The 23,547-nt window shown below is 53.7% G+C and carries 20 protein-coding genes and 1 tRNA gene; 13 read left to right on the top strand and 8 right to left on the bottom strand.

Going from position 1 to position 23,547, the window contains the following annotated elements:
* A partial coding sequence (locus POG22_RS13205; RefSeq protein ID WP_498905761.1) for a leucine-rich repeat domain-containing protein occupies positions 1 to 352 on the top strand: 352 nt, incomplete at its 5' end.
* Positions 353 to 479: 127 nt separating this feature from the next.
* Entirely contained in the window at positions 480 to 602 is a 123-nt protein-coding gene (locus POG22_RS13200; protein WP_498905759.1) for a hypothetical protein, read from the top strand.
* Between the two features lie 62 nt (positions 603 to 664).
* Here POG22_RS13200 and POG22_RS13195 read toward each other — a convergent pair whose 3' ends face one another.
* On the bottom strand, positions 665 to 1,462 hold the full coding sequence (locus POG22_RS13195; RefSeq protein ID WP_498905757.1) for an MBL fold metallo-hydrolase: 798 nt from the start codon (positions 1,460 to 1,462) through the stop codon (positions 665 to 667).
* Positions 1,463 to 1,684: 222 nt separating this feature from the next.
* On the opposite strand from POG22_RS13195, the gene POG22_RS13190 reads away from it, so the two are divergent.
* The 4 genes from POG22_RS13190 to POG22_RS13175 all read left to right on the top strand — a co-directional run bounded on the left by POG22_RS13190 (position 1,685) and on the right by POG22_RS13175 (position 5,629).
* Entirely contained in the window at positions 1,685 to 2,458 is a 774-nt protein-coding gene (locus tag POG22_RS13190; protein WP_498905755.1) for an RNA polymerase sigma factor SigF, read from the top strand.
* A 117-nt stretch (positions 2,459 to 2,575) separates the two neighbouring features.
* Entirely contained in the window at positions 2,576 to 3,985 is a 1,410-nt protein-coding gene (locus POG22_RS13185) for an aldehyde dehydrogenase (RefSeq protein WP_498905753.1), read from the top strand.
* A gap of 79 nt (positions 3,986 to 4,064) precedes the next feature.
* On the top strand, positions 4,065 to 4,577 hold the full coding sequence (locus POG22_RS13180; protein WP_498905751.1) for a hypothetical protein: 513 nt from the start codon (positions 4,065 to 4,067) through the stop codon (positions 4,575 to 4,577).
* 317 nt (positions 4,578 to 4,894) lie between these two features.
* Positions 4,895 to 5,629 carry a rhomboid family intramembrane serine protease gene (locus tag POG22_RS13175; RefSeq protein WP_017662993.1) on the top strand — a complete coding sequence of 245 codons (735 nt, stop codon included), beginning with the start codon at positions 4,895 to 4,897 and terminating at the stop codon, positions 5,627 to 5,629.
* An 81-nt stretch (positions 5,630 to 5,710) separates the two neighbouring features.
* Here POG22_RS13175 and pheA read toward each other — a convergent pair whose 3' ends face one another.
* Complete coding sequence (gene pheA / locus POG22_RS13170; protein WP_498905748.1) at positions 5,711 to 6,619, bottom strand: prephenate dehydratase; 909 nt, start codon at positions 6,617 to 6,619, stop codon at positions 5,711 to 5,713.
* Between the two features lie 275 nt (positions 6,620 to 6,894).
* Here pheA and POG22_RS13165 point away from each other — a divergent pair, with 275 nt between their 5' ends.
* Positions 6,895 to 7,848, top strand: a complete 954-nt coding sequence (locus POG22_RS13165) for an NAD-dependent epimerase/dehydratase family protein (RefSeq protein ID WP_498905746.1) — start codon at positions 6,895 to 6,897, stop codon at positions 7,846 to 7,848.
* A gap of 3 nt (positions 7,849 to 7,851) precedes the next feature.
* On the opposite strand, the gene POG22_RS13160 is transcribed toward POG22_RS13165, so the two are convergent.
* Positions 7,852 to 8,745 carry a S66 peptidase family protein gene (locus POG22_RS13160; protein ID WP_498905744.1) on the bottom strand — a complete coding sequence of 298 codons (894 nt, stop codon included), beginning with the start codon at positions 8,743 to 8,745 and terminating at the stop codon, positions 7,852 to 7,854.
* Positions 8,746 to 8,883: 138 nt separating this feature from the next.
* Between POG22_RS13160 and POG22_RS13155 the strand changes: the two genes are divergently transcribed.
* Positions 8,884 to 9,390, top strand: a complete 507-nt coding sequence (locus tag POG22_RS13155) for a hypothetical protein (RefSeq protein ID WP_498905742.1) — start codon at positions 8,884 to 8,886, stop codon at positions 9,388 to 9,390.
* Between the two features lie 398 nt (positions 9,391 to 9,788).
* On the top strand, positions 9,789 to 10,397 hold the full coding sequence (locus tag POG22_RS13150; protein ID WP_144054032.1) for an RNA polymerase sigma factor: 609 nt from the start codon (positions 9,789 to 9,791) through the stop codon (positions 10,395 to 10,397).
* A 452-nt stretch (positions 10,398 to 10,849) separates the two neighbouring features.
* Here POG22_RS13150 and POG22_RS13145 read toward each other — a convergent pair whose 3' ends face one another.
* The 3 genes from POG22_RS13145 to POG22_RS13135 all read right to left on the bottom strand — a co-directional run bounded on the left by POG22_RS13145 (position 10,850) and on the right by POG22_RS13135 (position 17,563).
* Positions 10,850 to 11,053 (bottom strand): hypothetical protein, encoded by a 204-nt coding sequence (locus POG22_RS13145; protein WP_017662986.1) that lies wholly within the window; start codon positions 11,051 to 11,053, stop codon positions 10,850 to 10,852.
* 164 nt (positions 11,054 to 11,217) lie between these two features.
* On the bottom strand, positions 11,218 to 11,727 hold the full coding sequence (locus tag POG22_RS13140) for a peptidoglycan-binding domain-containing protein (protein WP_498905739.1): 510 nt from the start codon (positions 11,725 to 11,727) through the stop codon (positions 11,218 to 11,220).
* Positions 11,728 to 11,959: 232 nt separating this feature from the next.
* On the bottom strand, positions 11,960 to 17,563 hold the full coding sequence (locus tag POG22_RS13135; protein WP_498905737.1) for a translocation/assembly module TamB domain-containing protein: 5,604 nt from the start codon (positions 17,561 to 17,563) through the stop codon (positions 11,960 to 11,962).
* Between the two features lie 326 nt (positions 17,564 to 17,889).
* On the opposite strand from POG22_RS13135, the gene POG22_RS13130 reads away from it, so the two are divergent.
* The 3 genes from POG22_RS13130 to POG22_RS13120 all read left to right on the top strand — a co-directional run bounded on the left by POG22_RS13130 (position 17,890) and on the right by POG22_RS13120 (position 19,703).
* Positions 17,890 to 18,330, top strand: a complete 441-nt coding sequence (locus POG22_RS13130; RefSeq protein ID WP_026097933.1) for a DUF3110 domain-containing protein — start codon at positions 17,890 to 17,892, stop codon at positions 18,328 to 18,330.
* A gap of 35 nt (positions 18,331 to 18,365) precedes the next feature.
* A complete protein-coding gene (murQ, locus tag POG22_RS13125) occupies positions 18,366 to 19,289 on the top strand; it encodes an N-acetylmuramic acid 6-phosphate etherase (protein WP_498905735.1) in 924 nt (307 codons plus the stop codon).
* Between the two features lie 330 nt (positions 19,290 to 19,619).
* Positions 19,620 to 19,703: transfer RNA gene (locus POG22_RS13120), tRNA-Leu, on the top strand.
* Positions 19,704 to 19,884: 181 nt separating this feature from the next.
* On the opposite strand, the gene POG22_RS13115 is transcribed toward POG22_RS13120, so the two are convergent.
* Together POG22_RS13115 and POG22_RS13110 are read right to left on the bottom strand one after the other, a co-directional pair.
* On the bottom strand, positions 19,885 to 20,166 hold the full coding sequence (locus tag POG22_RS13115; RefSeq protein WP_192816709.1) for a hypothetical protein: 282 nt from the start codon (positions 20,164 to 20,166) through the stop codon (positions 19,885 to 19,887).
* Between the two features lie 435 nt (positions 20,167 to 20,601).
* On the bottom strand, positions 20,602 to 21,300 hold the full coding sequence (locus POG22_RS13110) for a RibD family protein (RefSeq protein ID WP_498905733.1): 699 nt from the start codon (positions 21,298 to 21,300) through the stop codon (positions 20,602 to 20,604).
* Positions 21,301 to 21,464: 164 nt separating this feature from the next.
* Between POG22_RS13110 and POG22_RS13105 the strand changes: the two genes are divergently transcribed.
* Entirely contained in the window at positions 21,465 to 23,384 is a 1,920-nt protein-coding gene (locus tag POG22_RS13105) for a vWA domain-containing protein (protein ID WP_498905731.1), read from the top strand.
* Positions 23,385 to 23,547: the final 163 nt, after the last annotated feature.

Raw genomic sequence — 23,547 nt, 5'->3', positions numbered from 1 at the left:
GAGCAATCTGGGATTGCTTAAGCTTAATGGCAATGAAATCGAGGATCTTGCGCCATTGGCGAGTTTGACCGCTCTCAGAGGGCTTTGGCTTGATGAAAATCAAATTGCAGATGTCTCACCGTTGTCGAGTTTAACCAATCTGGAAGGGCTTTGGCTTCATGGCAATGAAATCGAGGATGTTTCGCCGTTGACGGGGTTGACTAGTCTGAAAGAGCTTTTCCTCGAAGGCAATCAAATTGAGGATGTTTCGCCATTAGACAGTCTAACCAATTTGGAAAACCTCGTACTCCGCGACAATCCGATCGGAAATCGCACCTGTCCCGTGCAGCCCGAAACCATCTGTCGTTTCTAACCCGAACAGTACCGCCACGCTTGCGAATTCTATGCCCGAGACTGACTTGTGCGATCGCCGCCAAAATTTCTAACCCACTACGCAATCGCCCCTTGGTTTGAAATGTGAGGAAGAGAGTAGAAAAACCATGCAGAAAATCTTAACCGTTGCTTGGCTGTCCGTATCAATGGCGATCGCCCAATATCGCCTCGATCGAACGAAATCGGGTCTATTCTCGTCTGTTAGCGGATGTTGGCTCGCCGAAAATTAGAGGGGTTCGCCCGTTCGCCTCGACGTTCTACAAGTCTTCTCGCGATCGCAGCGATCGATACATCACGCTTCACCCCGAACGGATGACGTTCCCTCCACCGCCGGAAACGACAGTTCTACGGGAACGCCGGGGGTGGGATCGATAACTTCCGTCTCTAAGTGATGTTGCTCGAGTAAGGCGCGAAAGCTCTCGAGGGTTCCCACAGCCCGCAACGCCGACACCAGCAACCCTTCAAAATCTACATCGCCACCGGCCGCTGTCGGTAGGATATACCTCGGTTTGAGCCATTTCACCACCTCCAAGGCGCTCTCTCGACCTTTGATGAACGGCCCCACGAATGGAAGTTCGAGGTTGACGATCGGGGTAATGACAACCTCCACCGAGCCGATACTCTGTAACATGTCGTCGTGGTAGCCGTGGGGTTCGTAGTACAGGCGAATATTGTGTTGTAAGTCGGTGAGGAGATAGCCGTTTTCAACCGTCGTCGGGCCGATGGGCGAACCGGGAACGGCTTGGATTTGCAGGCGATCGCCCACGGTGTAAATTTGACGGTGAGATAATGCCGTAACGTCAGTGTAACCCAGTTTTTTCGCGACTTTAGCCGCACCGGCCGATCCGACGACGGGAATCGAGCGATCGAGTTGTTCTAACGTCGGCGGGTGGGCGTGGTCTTCTAACCCCTGAGACAATAGGATAACGTCGATTTGCGTGGGAATCGTTTTCGCTTTGCGACGAGTCCCTTTGAACAACCACGGTAGGTTCCCGAATACTAACGGCCCGACGAGCCACGGATCGAGGAGTACGTTCACCCCAGCGATCTCGATCGACCAGGAATTACTATCTAAATAGGTGAGTTGCATCTCGAAGATTAATATTTTGTAACATCCAATTGTATTCTAAACAATCAAACTCTATACTCGCGTCAGAACCACCCAGGATCTACGTATTTTTACGTTCTCGACACCCAAAATAGATGTGATACGATCGAATTAGTGCTAGAATCAATCGTTTTCGATTGCGGCAACTTTTCTCTCCATTGCATCTACAAACTTCGGGAATTGCTTGACTCACCCTATGTCACCATGACTATAAAAGAATCTAGGGCACTCAAAAACGAAAGCTTGGAGCTGCTGAGCCAGTACCAACAGTCTCCTTCGACCCAGCTTCGCAACCAACTCGTTCAACTGAATATCGGTTTAGTTCGTAAAGAAGTCCACCATTGGCGCCAGCAATGTTCGGAAACCTACGACGATTTATTACAAGTCGGGTGTTTGGGGCTGATCCGCGCCATCGAACGTTTTGACTTGTCTAAAGGTCACGCCTTTAGCTCGTTTGCTATTCCGTATATTCGCGGAGAAATTCAACACTACCTGCGCGATCGCAGCCCGTCGATGAAAATTCCCCGTCAGTGGTTGACGCTGCAACGGCAAGCCAACAAGGTCGTCCAACAACTCTACAACGACCTCCAACGGATGCCGACGGACGAAGAAATCGCCAGCGAACTCGGCGTGTCTCTTAAAGAATGGCAAGACGTTCAACTGAGTTGGCGCAACCGCTCGCCGCTTAGTCTAGACGCTCCGATTTCTGACGAGGACGAACAAACGATTTCCCTCGGCGCGACGGTTCCCGATCGCAAGTATCGCAGCTTTCAACTGGCGGAAGAGGATCGGATTTTGCTACAACAAGCCCTCGCGAAGCTAGAGGCTGGAACCTGCAAAGTTTTAGAATTCGTATTTCTCCACGATCTCACGCAGAAGGAAACAGCAGAACGCTTGGGAATCAGTTCCGTAACGGTTTCGCGGCGCGTGAAACGCGGATTGAGTACCCTGCAACGCCTCATGCAAGAGGGGAAATAGGCAAACAGACCGACCGCGCGATCGCCGCCGTTTTTTCAGCGGTTCTCGAAACCGTTCTTTACAATGGGGAGTGAGATGCCTTCGGGTGTCTCGCTCGCTGCGTTTTAGAGGGAAACTATGGAATCGGTGCAAACTCCATCGCCGCACACTCCATCGTCAGTCGGCGATCGCGTCCGAGCGCAACGGGCGTTCTTCGCGACGGGCAAAACCAAAGACGTAAATTTCCGCCTCGAACAACTCAAACGCCTCAAACACGCGATTCTCGACTACCGAGACCGAATCGTCGAAGCAGTCGGGGCTGACTTGCGCCGCCCGGAATTTGAAGCCTATTTCGAAATCGCCTCCATCGCCGAAGTCAACACCGCCATCAAACACCTGAAATCTTGGGCGAAACCCAAACGGGTATCCACCTCTCTCGATCAGTTTCCGTCTCGCGCCCGCATTCACCCCGAACCGTTGGGCGTCGTGCTAATCGTCGCCCCCTGGAACTACCCGTTTCAACTGACGATGAGTCCCCTCGTCGGCGCGATCGCGGCGGGAAATTGCGCCGTTCTCAAACCCTCGGAAATTGCCCCCCACACCGCAGCCGTCGTCAGTGACTTGATTCGCTCGACCTTTCCCCCTGAATACGTCACCGCCATCGAAGGCGGCGTCGAAACCAGTCAATCTCTCCTCGAACAGAAATTCGACAAAATCTTTTTTACTGGGGGAACCCGCATCGGCCAGATCGTCATGGAAGCGGCGGCGAAACACCTCACCCCCGTTACCCTGGAACTCGGCGGAAAAAGCCCCTGTATCGTCGATGCGGACGTGAAACTCGACGTTGCTGTCAAACGCATTGTTTGGGGAAAGTTTATCAACGCCGGACAAACCTGTGTCGCGCCGGATTACCTGCTCGTCGATCGCCGCGTTAAACCCCGACTGCTCGAAGCGGTGCGCCAGCAAGTCCGCGAGTTTTTCGGCGACGATCCCGCCAAAAGTCCCGATTTCTGTCGCATGGTGAGCGATCGCCATTTCGATCGCGTCGCCTCGTTACTGGAAAACACCGGAAATGCTGAGATTGTCGTCGGCGGATCGTGCGATCGCAGCGATCGCTACATCGCCCCCACCGTCCTCGATAACGTATCCTGGGACGATCCGGTGATGCAAGACGAAATTTTCGGCCCGATTCTACCCGTTTTAGAGTACGACAGTCTCGACGACGCCATCGATCGCGTCGTTTCTCGTCCCAAACCCCTCGCCCTCTACGTCTTTTCTAACAACAAACCCTTCCAAAACCGCGTCTTGCGCGAGACTTCCTCCGGCGGAGCCTGCGTCAACGACACTGTCATGCACCTGGCCGTTTCCGATCTCCCCTTTGGCGGCGTCGGCGACAGCGGAATGGGAAGCTATCACGGAAAAGCCAGTTTCGATACCTTCTCCCATTTCAAAAGCGTCCTCAACAAAGGACTCTGGTTCGATCTCAATTGGCGTTACGCGCCCTATCATCAATGGCAACTCAGCCTTCTCAAACGCATCATCGGTTGAGAGATGTTGAGGGATAATGGGTTAACCGTCGCCATGTATCGAGATCACCCCATCGCCGCTCAAACGCTCGATCGAACTTATGGACAATCCCGAAAAACTCACCCGAGAGGTGACACAATGGCTAGCTGAAATCGCCGCCTTGCGACAGCAACTCGCAGACGCCCAGCAAGCGATCGCCGACACCGAAGCTAGCGCCGAACACTGGCGACAGCTTTACAACACTGAAGCCGAACAACGCCGTCGCGAGGCGGAAACGGCGCGAGAACGCATCGATCGCCTTCAAGCCGAACTCGACCGTCGCAGCGATCGCCCTTTAGTCTTAGACGCCGAAACCCGCAATCGCGCCGAAGAGGATATCGCTCGGTTAACGCCCGACGCGTTACAAGAAAAATACGTCGAAGCCTGCTTGCAACGCGATCGCCTGCAAGGACAAGTCGCAGAACTCATCGAAGCCTTAGAAGCCGAGAAAGCCAATCGCGCCAAAACCCGCGCCGATCTCACCAGCGCCCTCGCCGATGCGGTGGAATTACTCGCCAAAGCCAAGGACGCTCGCGGCGACACCGGCGATCGCTCTCTCGACATCCAACCGTAACTCCAACTCTCGCGCAGCAGGCGATCGAGATCTACCTTACGCCAGATGCCGACATCGACTCGACTTCGGTATGGTCGAGCTATTCACCGACCTTCAGTCGAGGGAACAGAAAACAGGCAACGGGCAACAGTAAAGGGTTTGGGTTAGATACTCTCGAAGAGTTTCCGGTTCGTTTTCTCGACCTACCGAGGGGTCAGAAGCCCCGATCCTTGGGGCGATCGTGTGAGACCCGGTTAAATCCCCGTCCCACACTGGTACGATTCCCTGTTGCCTTCACTTGGCTGTCATGACGTTTTGTAAAACACCGCATCTCACGTATGGTTCCTTTAAAAGATGAAAATCCCGTTCAAATTACGCCAGTCGTTACCTATACTCTAATTGTCATCAACCTCGTCGTTTTTCTCGGTGAATTCCTTCTGAGTTCGGGACAACTCAGTCAATTCATGCACGAGTTCGCCTTCGTTCCCCAAGAATTCAGTCAAAGCCTGCGCGGTATCGCCACCGACTCTGTATTTCCCGAACCGTTAACCCTCGTCACCGCGCAATTTCTCCACGGTAGCATCCTCCACGTTGGCTTTAATATGCTATATCTGTGGATTTTTGGTAACAATATAGAAGAAGAACTCGGACGTTTTAACTTTACGATTTTCTACATTGTCTGCGGAATTCTCGCTTCCCTGGTTCAATGGTTTTTTGAATCTACTTCTACCGTTCCGACGTTGGGTGCCAGCGGTGCGATCGCCGGGGTGATGGGGGCGTATATCTTCCGCTTTCCACAAGTGAGAATTATCACCTTAATTCCTTTGGGCTTTTTCTTCTTTACCGTGCGCGTTCCGGCTCTATTTTTCTTGGGGTTTTGGTTCGTCCAACAAGCCTTTAACGGTATTGCCAGTTTTGAAGTTCAAGTTCACGTCGGTAGCATGCAAAATATGGTGGCCTATTGGGCGCACGCTGGAGGCTTCGTTTTTGGTGCGCTGTTGGCTCCGTTACTGGGATTGTTTTCTAGTCAAAATTCAACGGATTCCGTCGATCCAGAGCAACTTAACGAGTAGATTAATTTGGGGGATTGCTGTAGTCTAGAGTTTAAAACTTGCCGATTCGAGGACGCACTGTCCCCCTGCGTCGATCGCCGGCTACTCGATCTCTAATCCTACCAATTCGTCGCACTGCAAAACGGTATAATTTCCGAACACTTTTAAAATTTCCGTATAGTGGGACAGTTCGGCGAGGGCTTCTTTCCAAACCCCATCGCCGCTGTCCGCTTCAAAGTCGATAAAATAGAGATATTCTCCGAGCGATCGCTTAGTCGGGCGAGATTCGATACGACTCATGTTAATATCCCAGCGAGCTAAAACTTGTAGGGGATTTAGGAGAGCGCCCGGTGCGTTTTTTGGAAGGCTGAAGGCGATCGAGACGTATTGCGAACCCGGAGCGATGGGGAGTTCGGGTTTTAAATGAGGAGAACGCACCACCCAAAACCGCGTACAGTTTTCGGCAGCGTCGTTAATCGGATGGGCTAAAATCGGCAAATTGTAGAGTTGTGCGGCGCGTTCTGAAGCGATCGTTGCGAGGGTCGAATCTTCACCGAGATACTGTAAGGCTTCCGTGGTGGAATTGGTCGATCGCAGCTTCACGTGAGGAAGGTTGCGTTCTAACCATTTCTGACACTGGGCGAGGGCTTGCGGGTGAGAGTAGACGGTTTCGACGCCATCGAGCGATACGGAACGAGAAATTAAGGCGTGGTGAATGGGAAGCACTAAGGCTTGTTGGACTTGTAGCGTTTCTCGCTGCCAAAGGGTATCGAGGGTGATGGTTACGCTCCCCTGAATGGAGTTTTCTACGGGAACGACAGCCAGTTGAACTTCTTCTCGTTCGAGCGATCGAAAAGTTTGAGGAATGCTAGAGTAGGGAGACAGTTGACATTGCAAGCGATCGCAGCGATCGAGCCAACTGGAATAGGCCAGCGCTGCGGCTTCAGTATAGGTTCCCGCAGGGCCTAAATACGCGATCGCTAAAGTCGTCAGGGGAGAAACGTTCGCCATGAGGTGAGTTGGAAAAAGACGGCTAACCTCGCCCATCGTACCAAACTCTCGGATAATCGATCGTTGAGAGTTAATAACAGTTGGGGCGATCGCTGTTTGTGTTGAGTTTAGACAATACAATAACTGGCATTCAAAAAATCAATTTTGTATTTAATAGTTTCGATTTTTTTTAAGATTTTATCATTGTTTTTTAGCTAACATATTGAGTGAATTTCAATTGACACTTGCCGAGAGAGCGGATACCATTGAGCCGATGAGTTAACCCCCCCACAAAAATGGTGAAAGTTGTCGTCACAGGCGCAGCAGGATTTATCGGATCTCACCTCGTCGAGACCTTACTCGATCGCGGAGAAACTGTCATCGGCGTCGATCAGTTTAACGACTACTACGATCCCGCCATCAAACGAAAAAATATTGCTGCTGCTCTCGGACGTTCTAACTTTCAACTCATCGAAGACAACGTGCAAGCGCTCGACTGGAACGCACTTCTCGACGGCGTGAACGTGGTCTATCACCAAGCCGCACAAGCGGGGGTTCGCGCCAGTTGGGGGGAAGGATTTCGTGCGTACACCGAACGCAATATCAACGCCACGCAGGTTCTGCTCGAAGCGGCGAAAAACGCCTCGCTCGATCGCTTCGTTTACGCATCTTCCTCTTCGGTGTACGGAAACGCCGCTTCCTTCCCCACCTCTGAAAGTATCCTTCCCAAACCGGTTTCTCCCTACGGCGTCACGAAGCTGGCTGCCGAACATCTCTGTGGACTCTATCACGCTAACTATGGCGTACCGACCGTGTCGCTGCGCTACTTTACAGTTTACGGACCGCGACAGCGCCCCGATATGGCGTTTCATAAGTTTTTAAAAGCGGTGTTGAAGGAGGAAGCCATTTCCGTTTACGGTGACGGCCAGCAAACGCGGGACTTTACCTTTATTGAAGATGCGATCGCGGCTAACCTGGCGGCGGCGTCGGCACCCGAGGCGGTGGGGGAAGTGTTTAATATCGGTGGTGGAAGCCGCGTCAGCCTCAAGCAAACCATCGAGACGATCGAGACAATCGTCGGGAAACCGATTCGCATCGACTACCAAGAAAGCTCGAAAGGAGACGCTCGCCATACCAGTGCGGACGTGTCGAAGGCGCAAAAACTCATCGGTTACGCTCCGAAGGTGTCGATCGAGGAGGGATTGCGTCGCGAGTGGGACTGGGTAAAATCCCTCTACGGCTCGGCGTGAAACTTAACGAGGACAAATCGCGAGCAAACCGCGATCGCCGTCGAGTTCGGCGACGACTCCCACGGGTAAGGCGCAGTTCGTCCCGTCGTGACCGAAGGGTAAGTCTGAGACGACGGGAACGCCTAAATCCGACAGGCGATCGCGCAGCACTTCCTCGGCGGTGAAACTGGGAACGGTGACATCGCTGCGGCTGAAGCGTCCCAGGGCGATTCCGGCGATGGTGTCGAAACGCCCCGACATTCGCCAGTGGGTTAACAGGCGATCGATGCGATAGGGGGCTTCGCCGATATCTTCAAAGGCTAAAATCGCCCCCGTCAAATCCGGTTCGTGGGGAGTTCCGATGAGGTGCGTGGCCACAGCTAGATTGCCGGGAAACAGTCGTCCGATGGCGGTTCCGCCGCCCCACCCCCGACCGGTTAACGGGGCGATCGCTCCACCGGAAACCCAATCGAACAGTCGGTTTTGAGAGGACTGGGGTTCCTGGGCTAACGTGGCCAGCAGCGGCCCGTGAACCCCGGAAATCCCCTGTTTCGCCCAACTCCACAGTAGAGCGGTGATGTCAGAAAATCCGATCGACCATTTCGGAGTTGTCGCCGCGTTCCAATTCCAGGATTCGAGGAGTCGCGTTCCGCCGTATCCGCCTCTGGCGTAGAGAATTCCCTTTACCTCGGGATCGCTGAGGGCGCTAGATAGGCGATCGCGTCGTCGAGCGTCGGTTCCGGCGAGATAGCCGTGGCGATCGTCGATCCCCGAGATTTCGACCCGATAGCCTTGGGAACGCCAAAGATCGACACCGGCTTCAAAGGCGTTTTTGTCACGAACGCAACCGCTCGGTGCGATGCTAACGAGGAGGTCGCCGGGTTGGAGGGGTGGGGGAAGTTGTATGGAGAGGGACATTGGGTTACGGGCGGATCGATATGTTTTGAAAGCTGGTCTCGAGGAATTTCTCAAACGCAGATATTGTATCGGGTTGCCTGGTGTGAGGTCGGGCGATCGCCGTCGATTATAATTTTTGCGTAATTGCTTTGAGAACGTATGACACCGATCGAACTTGAGGATTTGCGCCAACAGATTCGAGCCTGGATTTCCAACTTTCTCAGCGTTCCGCATCCCCATTTTGCTGGGTTGCCGCCTTGTCCGTTCAGTCAACAAGCGTGGTTAGAGAATCGCGTCGAGGTTCGAGACTTCGAGATCGATAAACTCGAAATTCAGCTCGTGGAGGTGGCCGAAACTTGGAGCGATCGCCTCGATGTTTCGATTCTCGCCTGTTCCCCCGACGACATCGACGCAGGCGTTCTCGATCGCCGGGTTCGCTGCGCCAACGCCCAACTCGCGCGATACGATCTCGTGGCGTTGGTCGATTATCCCAACCATCCCGCCACCACTACCAGCCATACGAACACGAGTAACGGTAAATATGCCCTGGTGTTGGTGCAGAAGGCAAGTCATTTACGAGCCGCCAGCGATCGCCTGGCCGATACGGGATATTACGATCGCTGGTCGGAGGAAGATTTAAATAATATTGTGAGATGGCGCGGCTGAAACGGCGCGATCGAGACTCATTTGTTAAACGGACAGCTTATTTCGATCTTTGAGCTGGAGGTATATTTTAAACTCAATAATCTTCTATTATAGCAAAAAAACGAAATTGTCTCTAGAGTATTGCAAACCTATAAAATTCTTCAATTAATTTTGTTGTCTTTTTTCTTATTTTTTGGGCGATCGAGCTATTTTTTTAGTGTGTCAAGTCGAACGAAAACAAAAGGGTTAGAAATGTTGGATTGGCGATCGCATTTCGTTCGATTTTAAAAAATGTAACTAAAACTTCACCCGAATTTCATTCGTTGACATCCGATCTGAGGATAAATAGGCGAACGCGAATCCTGTCACGTTTGGGGGAGTTGTCTCACTATTTATTTGAAGTCAGGATTGCAAAACTAATGCAAGTTCCATCGTTTGCTTCCATAGACCGACAACGTTTCGATCGAGCAGTAGAAGCATTACTCAAACCGAAGAATCCGTATGCTTACTCGCTTTTCAGCGCAATTCGTCGCTATCTCTATCAATTTAACCTGTACGACCGTTGCGACGAAATCGATATTCTCATCGAAGCCTATTCTCGAGGGGTGAAGAAAATTCACAGAGGTGAAGAAATTTTCAACCCCAAAGCCTGGATTCGTACGACCGCCTTCAATATCGTTCGTGAAAAAAGCCGAGACCTACAGCGTTTAAGTCGAGTATCTTATAGCGAACTCACCGAACAGGATAGCCTCACGCGCGATCCGAAGCAGTACGGTTTAGACAGTTTAGTCGCTGAAGAAGAAATTCAAGCCGATCTTCGGGCAGTCATCGCCGCCTATCGCCAACTGTCGAGAACCGATCGACAATTAATCGATTGGCACATCGTTCAAAAACTGTCTTGGGCAGAAGTTCGCGATCGCTGGTTCCAACTCGAAGGCACTTGCTTGACGTTGGAGGCGTTACGAAAACGGGGATCTCGCGCAGTGCTTCGTTTGGGTCAGCTTTACGATCGCCTTCGGTCGTGTTAAACGTTCGTTGTCCGAGTTTACACTTAATTCAATTCCGAAATTTAGCGTAGCGTTACGCTCGAGATCCTGTCAATTCTACAAACACTCAAATTATGGTTTTAGACCGAGCTACAATCTGAGATCGGTCGAATTTCTGTTTGTGAATTTCGCATAATAACAGGTTTTTTTCAATAACGAACGCCATTTTTTTAAAATTTTAGCAAATTTCGATATTAAAGACACGAATAAGTGCCGAACGATACAGAATTATTTTAAAAACTCCAGTTTAAAAACAGTTAAACACAGAAACAGAAAAGATAAAAAAACTAAAGTTATAGGTCGTAAAAACCTCTGTTTTAGGTTCGGATTCCGTATGCTGTTGCCTCATCGGGCTGGGTACGTTAGCAAGATGTAAAAGTTAGTGGCAGTCGAATCGATAAAATACCCGCATAACGCACCGACGCCCTATCATCTTAAGAAAGTGCCATCACTAAAGCTCCCATCACTAACAAAATAAAAAAGGCTATGTTTGGCATTTCCCAGTCTCCATTTTCGTTCAAGCTATGTTTGTGATTGCAGTATACGCATTTATACGAATCGTTGTTGTAAGGAACGAATCCCAAACGACCGCATTTCGGACATTCTAGAACCTGGTGGTTGTAACGATCGGGCAACATAATCGCAATCTCTCTCAATCCGTACTATTTAATAGTGAGCGAACTTTAAAAACGTGACTCGATCGAGTGCGATCGCAGACTGTCGCATAAAAAAACAGCCCATAACCATAGGCTGTCGAACGCGTTCGAGACATTTGACGGTCAGTACGAGTCCTTCGATCCCCTCAAAGCAACCCTAGAGCTTCTTGAGTTTGTTTACCGGGGATGCCATCGGGGTCGAGATGGCGATCGCGCTGAAAATGTTTGAGAGCCTCGACCAATTTTTGCCCGCCGTGACCGTCGATTTTCCCCGGATCGAAGCCACACTGTTTCAGCGTTTCTTGGACTTCCATTAACGACAGCGAAACCCGCTGTTTCAGTTCGCCCGACCACACACCGACCGTTGCATCATCGGGAACCGCAACGTATTCCTGCAAGCGCGATAACCGATCTTCAGACAGTTCGAGCGAAGAGCGATCGCCTAACTGCAAAAAACGCACGAAAAAGCGATCGGCTTCGCAGATCCAAAAATTCAGCCAACTATCCATTTCCGCCCGTTCGAGAAGTTCGGCCATGCGATCGCATTGGTCATCGGACAGTGAAGGACGAGAAGCAAGATAACAGTACTCGCGAAACAAACGTAACCGTTCGGGCGTAACCGTCAGTGGCGTATCTTCCAAAGGTTTACCAGACATATTTCCAGACATAGCATTACATCCTATAAATCGCGTTCCCCTGAGACAGACTTTAAAAACTCTCTATCGTTTTAACCGTCTCGCACTGTCGAAACACATCATCACGATCGCTTCGAGATCGGATCGATCGTGAAACTCGAGCCTGTTCGTTCGACCGTGTCACTCAATAGTGCAGAACCGCTCGCCCATGTGACAGCGATCGCCAAAAAAACATTTCACAGGCGTGAAGCCGCTAAAATCGCAACTGATACTCCACCACCGCCCGATTGTCCTCCTCGAAATTCGTCGAACCGCGAATCAGCCAATTATCGTCGATGCGATAGCGAATACTGAACCGAGTCGAATCGTCGCGATCGAGAATCGTTAAAACCGACACCGCCAAATCGTCCGTGATGCTAACTCCCACTTCCGCCCCCAATCCCAGCGCCGACGTGCGGGGATCGACCGCCGGAAACAAGCGAAAATCGCGATATCCCAACGCCTGACCGATAATCGACTGTACCTGCGTCAACAGCGCCGAACTGGCCACCACCAACGACGTATCTTGCTGGCCGAACGTTCCCAACGCCCCGCCCCCGATCAGCGAGTAAATTTCCGTTTGCGTGCGAGACGGAGAACTCGTCAGCTCCAAATTCTCAAACAAACGACTCGCCCGGCCGCGAACGCGCGCCTCGATGCGAACCGTTTCCACCGCCCCCCGTTCGATCGCCGGTTCGGAAATTTCGGCGGTCGTTCCGAGTTCGTTAAAGCCCACCGGAGACACGATACGGGGGCGAGTCGTTTCCTGAACCGCCGTCCTCAAACGCACGTCCAGCACCGGATCGCTCCCGTACTGCGGAGAAAACGTCGCCGTATGGCGTCCCCGCGCCAAATTGAACGTCGTCGTAAACACGTTGACCTGGCCGTCTTGCAAGAAAATCGTTCCTTGCGGTTGCGGGTTGTCGAAGAGTCCGTTGAGTTCCAACTGGCCTCGCGCGACGAAATTCAAGACCGGCGGACTGATAATCTGGACGTTGCGCCCGAGTTCCAACGTTAAATTGTCGTAGCTGATTTCCGGAACCGCATCGGGATCGGGCGCTGACGACACCGCCGTCGTCGAAGGATCGGGAATGAGGATCTGACCGTTCGTCAACAACAACTGACCCCCCAACTCGGGAAATAACGCCGATCCCCCCACCCCCACCAAACCGTCGATGGTGCCGCGATAGAGACCCTTGAGGTTTAACCCCACGCGATCGAACGCCACCTGTAACGGCATCTCCACCGCTTGCGGCGACAACAACGGTAGTTCCCCCATCGCTCTGACCGATCCCTGACGGAACTGTCCCATCAACTCCGGTACGACGATGGTATCGTCGCGAAACTCGATCGCCCCGTTAACCTGGGTAAGCGGTTCGGGAAGCTGAGGCGAATCGAAGGCCGCGTTGCGAAACTCCGCAAGTCCCCGAGTACTCGTCGGTAAATAATTAAACCCACCGCCGACTCGTTCCCCTTCCACCGTCAACCGCATCGACCCTTCGCCCCCTCGCCAGGCCAAACTTCCCCCCGTCAGCGCGTCGAGAATCGCCAACCCCTCGTTTTCGACGTCCACGCTCACCCGAAACGACTCATCGTCCGGTCGTACCGTTGCCCCCGGAAATTCCACCGGGATATTGGCCTGAATCGAGATCGGTTCGGGTTCGACCAGAACGATCGCGCCCCCTAAGTTCAAGCGAGCATCGTCGTAACCGAACCCTCCCTGTGCCGATACGACCGGTTGTTGGTTGATGCGTCCGTTCGTCCAGCGTAACTCGCCTCGAGCGCGGGGATTCTCGAAACTTCCAGCGAGGGTAGCACTGGCGTCGAAACTGCCGTCTAACTGAACCGCAGGCGGAAACGTCACGAACTCCGACACCACCGACACGGGCAACCCGGTCAGTTGAAACTGTGCCGACTGCTCCCGCCCGCCAATTAACCCCGAAAATTGCAACCGCGTTTCGATATCCGGCGACAAATTCGCCCGAACGACCGACGGTTCCAACTGCCACAGACCGTCTGCAAACTCGCCCGAAATGGCGATTTCGTGAATCGCGTAATCTTCCCACTGCCAATCTTCACCGCCGAGTGCAAAGCCGAAATCGATGCCCGACTTCACCGATCCGGCCAACTGCACCTCACCCGAAAAGGTTCCCGCTAACGCTTCCAGTTCCGGCAGCGGAGAGGCATCTTCCCGCGCCTGTCGCTGTTGTGCCAGTAACGCGTCGATTTCCGCCAAACGGCGCAGTTGCCAGACGATCGGTGCTTGCGGTAAGCCGACCGCAGCCACGTCGATCGCGTCGGTTCCCGCATAGGTGGCCGGGTCGAGTCCTCGGGCGATATCGTTGAGGTCGAACCAGCGCAACGCCGTTAAGATGTCTTGAATTTGTCCCTGTTGGATATCGAGAACGCCGCGTACCTCTGCGTTGGCATCGGTTCCGACTCGTCCGCTAAAGCGGTAGAAACTCTCTCCTTTCCGCAGCGCCACGTCCGTTAATGCTAAAACGCCGTCGTCGAAGAAAAACTGTCCCTGAAGAACGTCAGCTTGCGTCAAACCTAAAGTCGGATCGAGCAGGCGTGCCGATCCCGCCACGCGCTGTCGGGGTAAGTCGGCGGTCAAGTTCAGCGACAGCGTACCCGAAAGCGGCCCGCGATCGAGGGGCGGTCGAACGTCAAACCAAGACAGGGGCAACCCGTCGAGGTCGAAGCGCAACACCTCGTTTTCTAAGGTTCCCGAGGCTTCCGCGTCGTCGAGGTCGAAGGAAAACTCCCGCAGTGTCAGGTCGCGATCGAGCCATACTGAAATTTCGTCCGGCTCGTCGTCCACAATGACGGGAACCCCTTGCAAATCTACTTTTACGCCCGTTTCGTCCGATTCGATCGCCCCCACGAACAGGGGATCGAAGGCCGTATCGTTGAGGCGTAAATTCGCCAGTTGAACCTCGCCGCCGCCGATGGCCACGTTAGCCGGGACGAATCCGTTCCATCCCCCCGACAGCAACACCGCCGCGCCTAACTGTCCTTGTACGTTCGCCGTGGCGATGTCCGTGTTGTAGGCCGGTAACAACACCCCGAGGTCGGCATTTCGCGCCACCACCTGCGCTCGCCACTGTCCCTTATCCAGCGTCGCGTCGATCGCCACGTTCCCCACCTCTGAGGGATCGACTTTCCCTCGACTCAAATCGCCGAACCCAAACCCCACCTGAAACTGACCCGACACCGCTTCCGGGCGCAAGTCCGAAACCGATCCCGACAGACGGGCGACTTTGCCGATATTTTGCAGCGGCGTCAGCGTCACGGGGGCATCGATAAAGGGGTCGAGGGGAATGGCGAACTGCTCGGATTCGATCGCCCATCGTCCGTTCGCCACTTGGAACCCTGCCTCTAACACGCCGTTTTCCGCCAGCAACGCCACCTGACCCTCGGCGGTGACGGTTTGGGGGGACAGGTCGGCCACCGGAGCGGTAAAATTCACCTGTCCCGCCAACGCCACGCGTCCCAATTCCGCGACGGGAAGCAACGGCGTAATCTCGATTTCCTGTCCGACGGCCGAACCTTCGAGTCGTCCCCGCGCCACCTGGAAACCCAACTCGATCGCCCCGTCCTCGACGCCGAGACGGCCGTTTCCCGCCACTTCGATATTGTCGAGACTGGGGTTTTCTAGCGCGTCGAGGGTTCCCGCCACTTGCGCTTGTCCGGCAAAGCGGCCGATTTCTAACTGGGCTAACTCCGGCGGGAGGGTGACGAAGGGCGTAACAGGAAGTCCTTCACTGGCGATCGCTGCTTGCCACCGTCCCCCTGCCAGTTGCCCGTCGAGGCGCGTCTGACTCCCGGCGATCGCCGTCGTCAGCGAGGTTTCCGCCGTAATCTGTGCCAAATCTCCCGTCTCGAAATAGGACAGATCCCCCGTCAGGCGCAAATTCCCCGACAGCGGGGCGATCCCGAGGTTTTGTAGCGTCGGGGCTAACCTCGAGGGAGGAACGGTGAAGTTTTCTGCCGCGAGGATCGTTTCCCACTGACCCCCTCGCGCCAACACCGCCTGTACTTGCGTCGGTTGCCCGAAAAATCCCAAATTCCCCTGCGCCAACACTTCGATATCTTCGAGGGTTGTGGCCTCGTAGTCGCCGCCGAGAACCACCTCTCCGCTGTAGTTTCCCACTTCAAAGGTATTGACGAACTCCGTCGGAAACGCGCTATCGAGGGATACGCCCTCGGTTGCCAGTTCCACTTGCCAGCGATCGTCAGCCAGGAGAATTCCTCCCTGGGCTTGACCTCCAGCGATTTCAACGATCGGAAGCCGTACGATCGCCCCGTCCTCGTTACTCTCGAACTGACCGCGAGCGTTAAACCGTCCAATGTCGGAGGTGGTGGGGAGTTCGTAGCGACGGGCGATCGCGTCCGCAGAAGCATCTCGGATCAGAAATTCCGACAGGACCTGCGGGGCGTCTTCCGACGTTTGTGGAAGTTGCACTTTGACCGCCGCTTGTACCTGTCCGCCCCCTTCAGGAACGGCGTTGAGTTGTTCGATGACGAATTCCGAAGTGGCGGTGGATAGCGCAAACCGAGCGGTCAAATCTGAAAACGGGATGCGATCGACGATCGCCACGTCCGTCGTTTGAGCTTCCCCAATTAACACCGGGGTTTCGAGGGGGCCTACCAATTTCAACGCCGCCTCGAGTTCCCCCGTCACCTCCACGGGAAAATCGACCCCGAGGGTATTTTGCACCACTTGCCACTCGATTGGCGGAACGGCGATCGGGATTTCGTAGCCTTCCTCCAAACTCAACGCCCCTTGGGGAACCTGCATCGGGACGTTTCCGTAATTCGCCTCGGCTTCCTCAATAGCGATGAGAGTGTCGCGAAAGCGCAATCGTCCGGAACTATCGCGAATCGTTTGGGGAACGCCGCCAATTTGCAAATCGAGATCGCTAAATCGCACGTTTCCCTGTAAATTGGGCAGTTCGCCGGGGGCGTTCGTGGCGATTTCGACCGTCAAATTTCCGAAGATTTCGCCGCCGTCGAGATCGATCGCGTCGGGAATCCAGGGTGCGACGACGTTTCCCGCTAAATATTGCGCCGACAGGTTCAAGCGAACGAGTTCGAGTTCCGGGTTGTATTCTCCCTGAACGCTGAGACGTTCTTTGACGTTGTGATAGCCCGTGGCGTCGAAGACGATCGTTCCCTCGTCCTCAAATTCTACTTCCGCCTCGAGGCGTCGCAACACGATCGCCGCTGGAGGGAGTGCGGGCGTTTCGACGAAGCGTTTCGTCTCTTTTCCGATGGTTTTCCCCTGGGAAATCTCCGCTTTGGGTTGCGGTTGCAGCGTCAGCGTTCCGTCTTCGATGGCGATCGTCTCTAAGTCGATTTTGACGAATCCCGGTTCGCCCCCCGTGCGGATTTGTGTCGTCACCCACTCTCCTGCTTCTGTTTGATTGAGGGTGATTTCGGGATCTTCTATAACGATGTCGAGGCTGAGGGTGCGATTCCAGAGAATTTGTAGGGGATTGAAGCGCACGCTGACGGCGTCGATTTCCGCGCGACTCGGGTGTTCGGGGGTTTCGGGAATTTCAGACTCACCAAAGCGCACCCGTGTCAGGGAAAAGCTGTCGAGTTCCCCCACCACCACCGGGCGATCGAACAGTTTTTCCAGTTCCCGCGACAGCAGTGGCGCTAGTTGTAAGTGAACGAACCGCCATCCCCACCATAGGCCACCGGCTACGCCCGTCAAACAGAGTACCGCGAGGGTCAGGCGCAGTTTTGGGAACCGCTTGCGAGGCGGTTGTGGCTCGTTTTGAGGGGTCGGTTCGGGAGATTCTATCATCGGCGATCGCGTTTACGGTGCGTCGAGGGGGAGAGGGGGAGAGAGGGAGAGGGGGAGAGAGGGAGAGAGGGAGAAACTATTAACTGTTCCCTGTTCCCTGTTCCCCGTTCCCTGTTTTCACTGGTGACTGGTAACTGGTGACTGAAACACTGTTCCCTGTTCCCCGTTCCCCGTTCCCTGTCTTCACTGGTGACTGAAACACGCTTTCCTCTGCTTTGATACTGTACCTCGCACATCGTAGCGAGAAACCTGCTTCTGTGACAGTGGAGGGTTTAGGGGATCGATTTCAGATAAAGTGAGAAACGAAAGAATCCGGAGAAGAGACGATGAGAATCCATGTCTTGTTGTTTAATGCTCGCACGGAAAACGAAGGTATTCATACGATTCGTTTGGCAACGCCAGACGGGAGAGAACGAAATATCGTAATGATGTTCGAGTCTCGCGACGACGCCGAACGGTATGCTCTGTTACTGGAAGCGCAGGATTTCCACGTTCCTACGGTCGAAGAATTCGATTCTGAGGAAATCGAGGAGTTCTGTGGCACCTGTAATTACGAGGCGAAGTTAATCCCCGAAGGCTTCGTTCCGCAGTCGGCGGAAGAGCGCATTTTTTTGTCGCCGCCGGAGACGAACTTGGACGATACGGATTGGGAACGCCAACACGAAGAGGGCGCCGAAGCACCGTCGCAACCGTCGCCAGAAGAGGCTTCGGAGATGTCGAGCGCCCAGTTAGACGATATTCGCCGTCGTCTGGAAGGGTTGCTTTAACGGCGACGGGTTAAGACAAAATTTTCGAGAATTCGATGAATCAGTTTGAAAGTCGCGGACATTTACTGACGGAACAGAGCAATCCCAATTCGGAGGATCTCGATCGCCTCGATGCGTTGGGGTTGGTGGACTTGTTCTGTCGCGAAGACGCCCGAACCGTGGAGGCGGTGGCGGCTTCTCGGGAGGCGATCGCTCGGGCGATCGATTTGACGACAGACGCCCTACGACGGGGCGGACGATTGTTTTACGTCGGGGCGGGAACCAGCGGACGCTTGGGGGTGTTAGACGCCGCTGAATGTCCCCCTACCTTCTGTACGCCGCCGGAGTTGGTGCAGGGAATTATCGCTGGAGGGCGAGACGCGTTGGTTCGCAGTTCGGAAGCGTTAGAAGATCGCTCTGAAGATGGGGAAGCTGCGATCGCCCAGCGAAATATTGGCGAGACGGACGTGGTTGTAGGAATTACCGCCGGAGGAACCACGCCTTACGTGTGCGGAGCGATCGCCGAAGCCAGACGACGCCACGCCACCACGGTTTTTATCGCCTGCGTTCCCGTCGAACAGGTGGCGATCGACGCCGACGCCGACATTCGCCTGTTGGTGGGGCCGGAAGTCCTCGCGGGTTCGACGCGGTTAAAGGCGGGAACGGCGACGAAACTGGTTTTGAATATTTTATCGACCAGCGTGATGGTGCGCTTGGGGAAAGTCTTCAGAAACCGTATGGTTGACGTATCGGTCACGAACAGTAAACTACGAGATCGCGCGATTCGCACCATCGTCGATTTAACGGAACTCTCGCGGGAAGCGGCGGCGCACCTGCTCGATCGCTGCCAAAACCACGTCAAACTCGCGTTATTAGTCCATTGGTCGGGTTTGGCGATCGACGACGCGCGATCGCTCCTAGACCGGCATCGAGGACAGTTGAGAGCCGCCCTAGACAGCGCAACTGAGGTGAGAAGATGAGGTGGCTTTTTTTTAGTCGCCAGTTACCAGTCGCCAGTCTTTTACAGTGAACAGTGAACAGTGAGCCGCGAGGCAGTGTTTCAGTCACCAGTCGCCAGTCGCCAGTCACCAGTGAGGTGGTGATACGGAATCCAGTTTGGAAAACCCTGTTTTGCAGCCCTCATCGTAAAGTCCCTGTACGCAAGAACTTGAATCAATTTTGGGCGATCGCATTAAAAGGGGCTATGGTGTGCGGATTCCGTATAAGAGGGTGATAATCTTCCCAAATAGGCTTGACAAAACTGAGCTTTGACTGCATAATAGTAAGCCGCGGCACAAAAAATAAAATAAGCGGAACTGGCGGAATTGGTAGACGCGCTAGATTCAGGTTCTAGTGTTCGCAAGGACTTCCGGGTTCAAGTCCCGGGTTCCGCATTCAATCGAACAGAGTCGTCTGAATCGAGTTACTTCATCAGTACGCTCTCTGAAAAAAACGGACAGCTCGCTGGTGGGCTGTCCGTTTCAAATAGATGGATGGAATATACGGTTGACATGGGGGAGGGTCTCCATGCGATCTAGTGCTGAAACGATTCGGTTGTTGTCGTCGAGTCGCTATTTAATTGTCGTACACGCGAGAACGAGGCGCTCTCAAGCGAAAAAGCTCTTCTAGTGAAGGTACGTTGTTGAGTTCGGTGGTGTCGCGTCCGACTTTCAGCCATCCACGACGTACTGCGTACAACAGACGATCGATCGTCGCTTGTTCGTCTTGGGTGTAGGACTGTTCGAGGAGCAGAGTTTTTAAAACTCGTTTTGCGTGGCTGTTGACGTAGCCAGACTGCCAAATTTGGGCAAAAAGCTCGTCAATCGAACCGTAACGCATTTTTAATTGAGTTGACATCTTGTTTTAAAAATAGGGCTGCGCGTCTGTTGGTCTTACTATCTCCTGAAATCACTATCGCTTCAGTGACGGTATCGGGTGAAGTGCGGTGATGCGTTCGATGGACTGGGGTGACAGGTGGCCGGGAAAACTCGTGTGTGAAATCTCACACTTCTTGTGATATCCGTCACATCCGAGGGTGGGGCTTTATGGGGTCTGCTCTCGGAGCGATCGCCGCGATCGAGATGTGGCGTTGACGGCACGGACAGCGAAGAAAACGCGATCGCAGTATGTTTTAAACGTTTTCTTCTCCTTTCATTTTATGCAATTTTAAAAATTGAGTCTGGAAATTGACGTGAGGTGCTTCGATCCCAAACCCTCAAAAAATTCGACGGGTTAAAACCCCGGTATCTTGCAAATATCGGGGTTTTAGATAATTTCAATTCTGGAAAAAGCCTAGATCGATCGCTCGACGCGGTAATGTAAAAAGACTTCCTCTCCTGCCGGATTGACATCGAGTAACTTCAACTCGGGAAACGACCCCGAACTAAAGCCTTTTCCGTCAACGGGAGTAGGAGCCTCCTTCCCGCCAAAAATATAGGGACAAACCGTCAACCATAGTTCGTCGACGAGCTGTCGTCGAAATAACTCAGCGATAAACGTTCCTCCCCCAAGCACGGCGAGGCGGCGAAGTCCGAGATCGTATAACTGTCGAAACGCCTCCGTTAAATCGACGTTACCATCCGTTCCATCGACCGTTAACACGCGATCGAATCCTAAATTATTTTGCCAACGTTTGCCCCCTTCCGTCGTCGTCAGCAACCAGCGAGGAATCGGCTGACTGAAGAACTTCGCACCTGCATCGAGATCGCCCGATCGCGTACAGACAATTTGCACCGGTTGCGGCGGCTTGCCTTCCTTTTTGCGATACTCCAACCATTCCTCCGATATCACCCGCATAGCCGTATCTCCCATTCGCAGCGTTCCCGCTCCGACGATAACGCCGTCAGCGATCGCCACTTGCTGTTCTAAACGAGCGAAATCTGCCGCAGAACCAAACTTTTCGTTCGATCGCGTCACGTCAGAAATTTTACCGTCAGCACTCATTGCGAGGACAACAGTGGCATGGGGGCGAGAACTAGACGACTCAGACATAAACCTCAACCGTTACGTTTTTTTGAAATCTCTCGAAATTCAGCGTACTTCAAGTGTACGAAGAGAGGGGAACTCTCTCCAAACTGGGAAATTCTATTTCAAACAGTCCCATTAGAAACTCAAAAAATATAAAAAGGATCTCGCGATCTCGAGGAGGAAATACCATGCGCTCGACTCTATTCAAACTCTTGTGTGCAGTCTCTGTCAGCGGTGCGATCGCCGTTGGCGGTGTCGGCTTGACGCGATCGCCAGACACCCTCGCCCAAACGTCGCCTTCCCTTCCCGCCGTCCTAGAACCGACACACCCCGATATTTGGGCGTTTGTCGAAATGGCGAACCGCTATGGTTGCGCGGTACGCTACAGCGACGGTTCCCTCGTGACGCGCAGCGGACGCCCCCTCCAAGAACAGGAACTCGCAAACGCCCTCCTCGTTTGTTGGGAGCGATTCAATCGCTCGAACCTCTGGACTCTCTTCACCCCAGAAGAAAACCAAGCCCTCCAAACTCTCGTTTCACAGATCGGTGGTATATCGGCCAACGCACCGCCGAGCGAAGCCCAGAGCGATTCATCCGATACTGAAATTCGACGTCTACAAGCCCCACCCATGGCCGCTGGAGCTACACGAGGTCCGGCATCTGGCGACATGGGCGCGTACGATCGCGAAGACTACAACCCCATCGACGAAAACCGCTTTCGCCGTGCCAGCAACCACCCGCTTTCCACCTTTTCCATCGATGTAGACGGGGCGTCTTACAGCAACGTGCGCCGCTTCATCAACAACGGACAGCGGCCGCCCATCGATGCGGTGCGCGTCGAAGAACTTATCAATTACTTTACCTACAACGACCCCGAACCGGAAGGAGACACGCCGTTTTCTCTCACCACCGAACTCTCCGAAGCGCCCTGGAACCGCAACCACCAACTCGTCCGCATCGGTTTGCGGGGCAAATCCATCCCCACCGAAGACTTACCCCCGAGTAACCTGGTGTTTCTCCTCGACGTATCGGGGTCGATGAACGCTCCGAACAAACTCCCTTTACTTAAATCAGCGTTTCGGTTGCTCGTCAACGAACTCGACGCCGACGACACCGTGAGTATCGTCGTGTACGCAGGGGCAGCCGGAGTCGTGTTAGAACCGACCTCGGGAGACGAGAAAGATGTCATACTCGACGCGATCGCCCAACTGCAAGCCGGAGGGTCTACCGCCGGAAGCGAAGGCATTCAACTGGCGTACGAACTGGCACGAGAGCAGTTCGTCGAAGAGGGCAACAACCGCGTCGTGTTAGCCACCGACGGCGATTTTAACGTAGGCGTGTCTAGCGAAGCCGAATTAATTCGACTCATCGAAGACCGACGAGACGACGATATTTTCCTAACGGTCTTGGGCTTCGGCACCGGGAACTTGCAAGACGCCAAAATGGAACAGTTGGCCAACCACGGCAATGGCAACTACGCTTACATCGACAACATTCTCGAAGCCAAAAAAGTCCTCGTCAACGAGTTGGGCGGTACGCTGCTCACGATCGCCAAAGACGTCAAAATTCAAGTGGAATTCAACCCGGCTCGAGTGCGAGCGTATCGACTCATCGGGTACGAAAACCGACTGTTGCAAGATGAAGACTTCAACGACGACACCCGCGACGCGGGAGAGTTGGGCGCAGGACATTCCGTCACCGCGTTGTACGAAATCGTTCCCGTCGGTGTCGAGTTAGACGTAGAACTGCCCGAAATTGACGAGTTGCGCTACCAGCAACCCAGCGAAACCAGCGATTTCGCCGATAGCGACGAGTTAATGCTCGTGAAGTTACGCTATAAAAATCCCACCGAAGATGAATCGCAGCTAATCGAACGTCCGGTGGTCGATCGCGGCGTATCGTTAGAACGCGCGTCGGAGGATTTTCGCTTTGCGGCGGCCGTAGCCGGCTTCGGGATGTTGCTACGCGATTCCGAGTATAAAGGGAATACCACTGTCGAGTTGGTGCGGGACTTAGCCGACAGCGCCCGAGGTGGCGATCGCAACGGTTATCGCGCGGAGTTTTTACGTCTGCTCGAGAGCTATCGACTGTTAGGCGATCGCCGTTAAGGAGTTTGACATCCTCTCCCAGTAACCCTATCGGGTATGCAGGGAGATTCCCTGGTTCACACCAAGGATTTCCTGCTTCTCAACCTCTTGACTAGACTTGAACTCAGATAACTTCAAGTCCCCGCCAGAACGATTCCACAGGCTTTTTGTTTTACGTCCACTT

It is taken from the genome of Geitlerinema sp. CS-897 (genome assembly GCF_028368005.1).
Lineage (GTDB): Bacteria > Cyanobacteriota > Cyanobacteriia > Cyanobacteriales > Geitlerinemataceae > Baaleninema > Baaleninema simplex.
This window is presented reverse-complemented; position numbering and strand designations above follow the sequence as displayed.

Coding starts and splice junctions, on each gene's coding strand:
- POG22_RS13180 (WP_498905751.1), top strand. CDS start 4,065: ATGGACAATCCCGAAAAACTCACCCGAGAGGTGACACAATGGCTAGCT.
- POG22_RS13175 (WP_017662993.1), top strand. CDS start 4,895: ATGGTTCCTTTAAAAGATGAAAATCCCGTTCAAATTACGCCAGTCGTT.
- POG22_RS13155 (WP_498905742.1), top strand. CDS start 8,884: ATGACACCGATCGAACTTGAGGATTTGCGCCAACAGATTCGAGCCTGG.
- pheA (WP_498905748.1), bottom strand. CDS start 6,619: ATGGCGAACGTTTCTCCCCTGACGACTTTAGCGATCGCGTATTTAGGC.
- POG22_RS13200 (WP_498905759.1), top strand. CDS start 480: ATGCAGAAAATCTTAACCGTTGCTTGGCTGTCCGTATCAATGGCGATC.
- POG22_RS13110 (WP_498905733.1), bottom strand. CDS start 21,300: ATGTCTGAGTCGTCTAGTTCTCGCCCCCATGCCACTGTTGTCCTCGCA.
- POG22_RS13140 (WP_498905739.1), bottom strand. CDS start 11,727: ATGTCTGGTAAACCTTTGGAAGATACGCCACTGACGGTTACGCCCGAA.
- POG22_RS13185 (WP_498905753.1), top strand. CDS start 2,576: ATGGAATCGGTGCAAACTCCATCGCCGCACACTCCATCGTCAGTCGGC.
- POG22_RS13115 (WP_192816709.1), bottom strand. CDS start 20,166: ATGTCAACTCAATTAAAAATGCGTTACGGTTCGATTGACGAGCTTTTT.
- POG22_RS13165 (WP_498905746.1), top strand. CDS start 6,895: ATGGTGAAAGTTGTCGTCACAGGCGCAGCAGGATTTATCGGATCTCAC.
- POG22_RS13160 (WP_498905744.1), bottom strand. CDS start 8,745: ATGTCCCTCTCCATACAACTTCCCCCACCCCTCCAACCCGGCGACCTC.
- POG22_RS13195 (WP_498905757.1), bottom strand. CDS start 1,462: ATGCAACTCACCTATTTAGATAGTAATTCCTGGTCGATCGAGATCGCT.
- POG22_RS13105 (WP_498905731.1), top strand. CDS start 21,465: ATGCGCTCGACTCTATTCAAACTCTTGTGTGCAGTCTCTGTCAGCGGT.
- POG22_RS13190 (WP_498905755.1), top strand. CDS start 1,685: ATGACTATAAAAGAATCTAGGGCACTCAAAAACGAAAGCTTGGAGCTG.
- POG22_RS13150 (WP_144054032.1), top strand. CDS start 9,789: ATGCAAGTTCCATCGTTTGCTTCCATAGACCGACAACGTTTCGATCGA.
- POG22_RS13130 (WP_026097933.1), top strand. CDS start 17,890: ATGAGAATCCATGTCTTGTTGTTTAATGCTCGCACGGAAAACGAAGGT.
- POG22_RS13135 (WP_498905737.1), bottom strand. CDS start 17,563: ATGATAGAATCTCCCGAACCGACCCCTCAAAACGAGCCACAACCGCCT.
- POG22_RS13145 (WP_017662986.1), bottom strand. CDS start 11,053: ATGTTGCCCGATCGTTACAACCACCAGGTTCTAGAATGTCCGAAATGC.
- murQ (WP_498905735.1), top strand. CDS start 18,366: ATGAATCAGTTTGAAAGTCGCGGACATTTACTGACGGAACAGAGCAAT.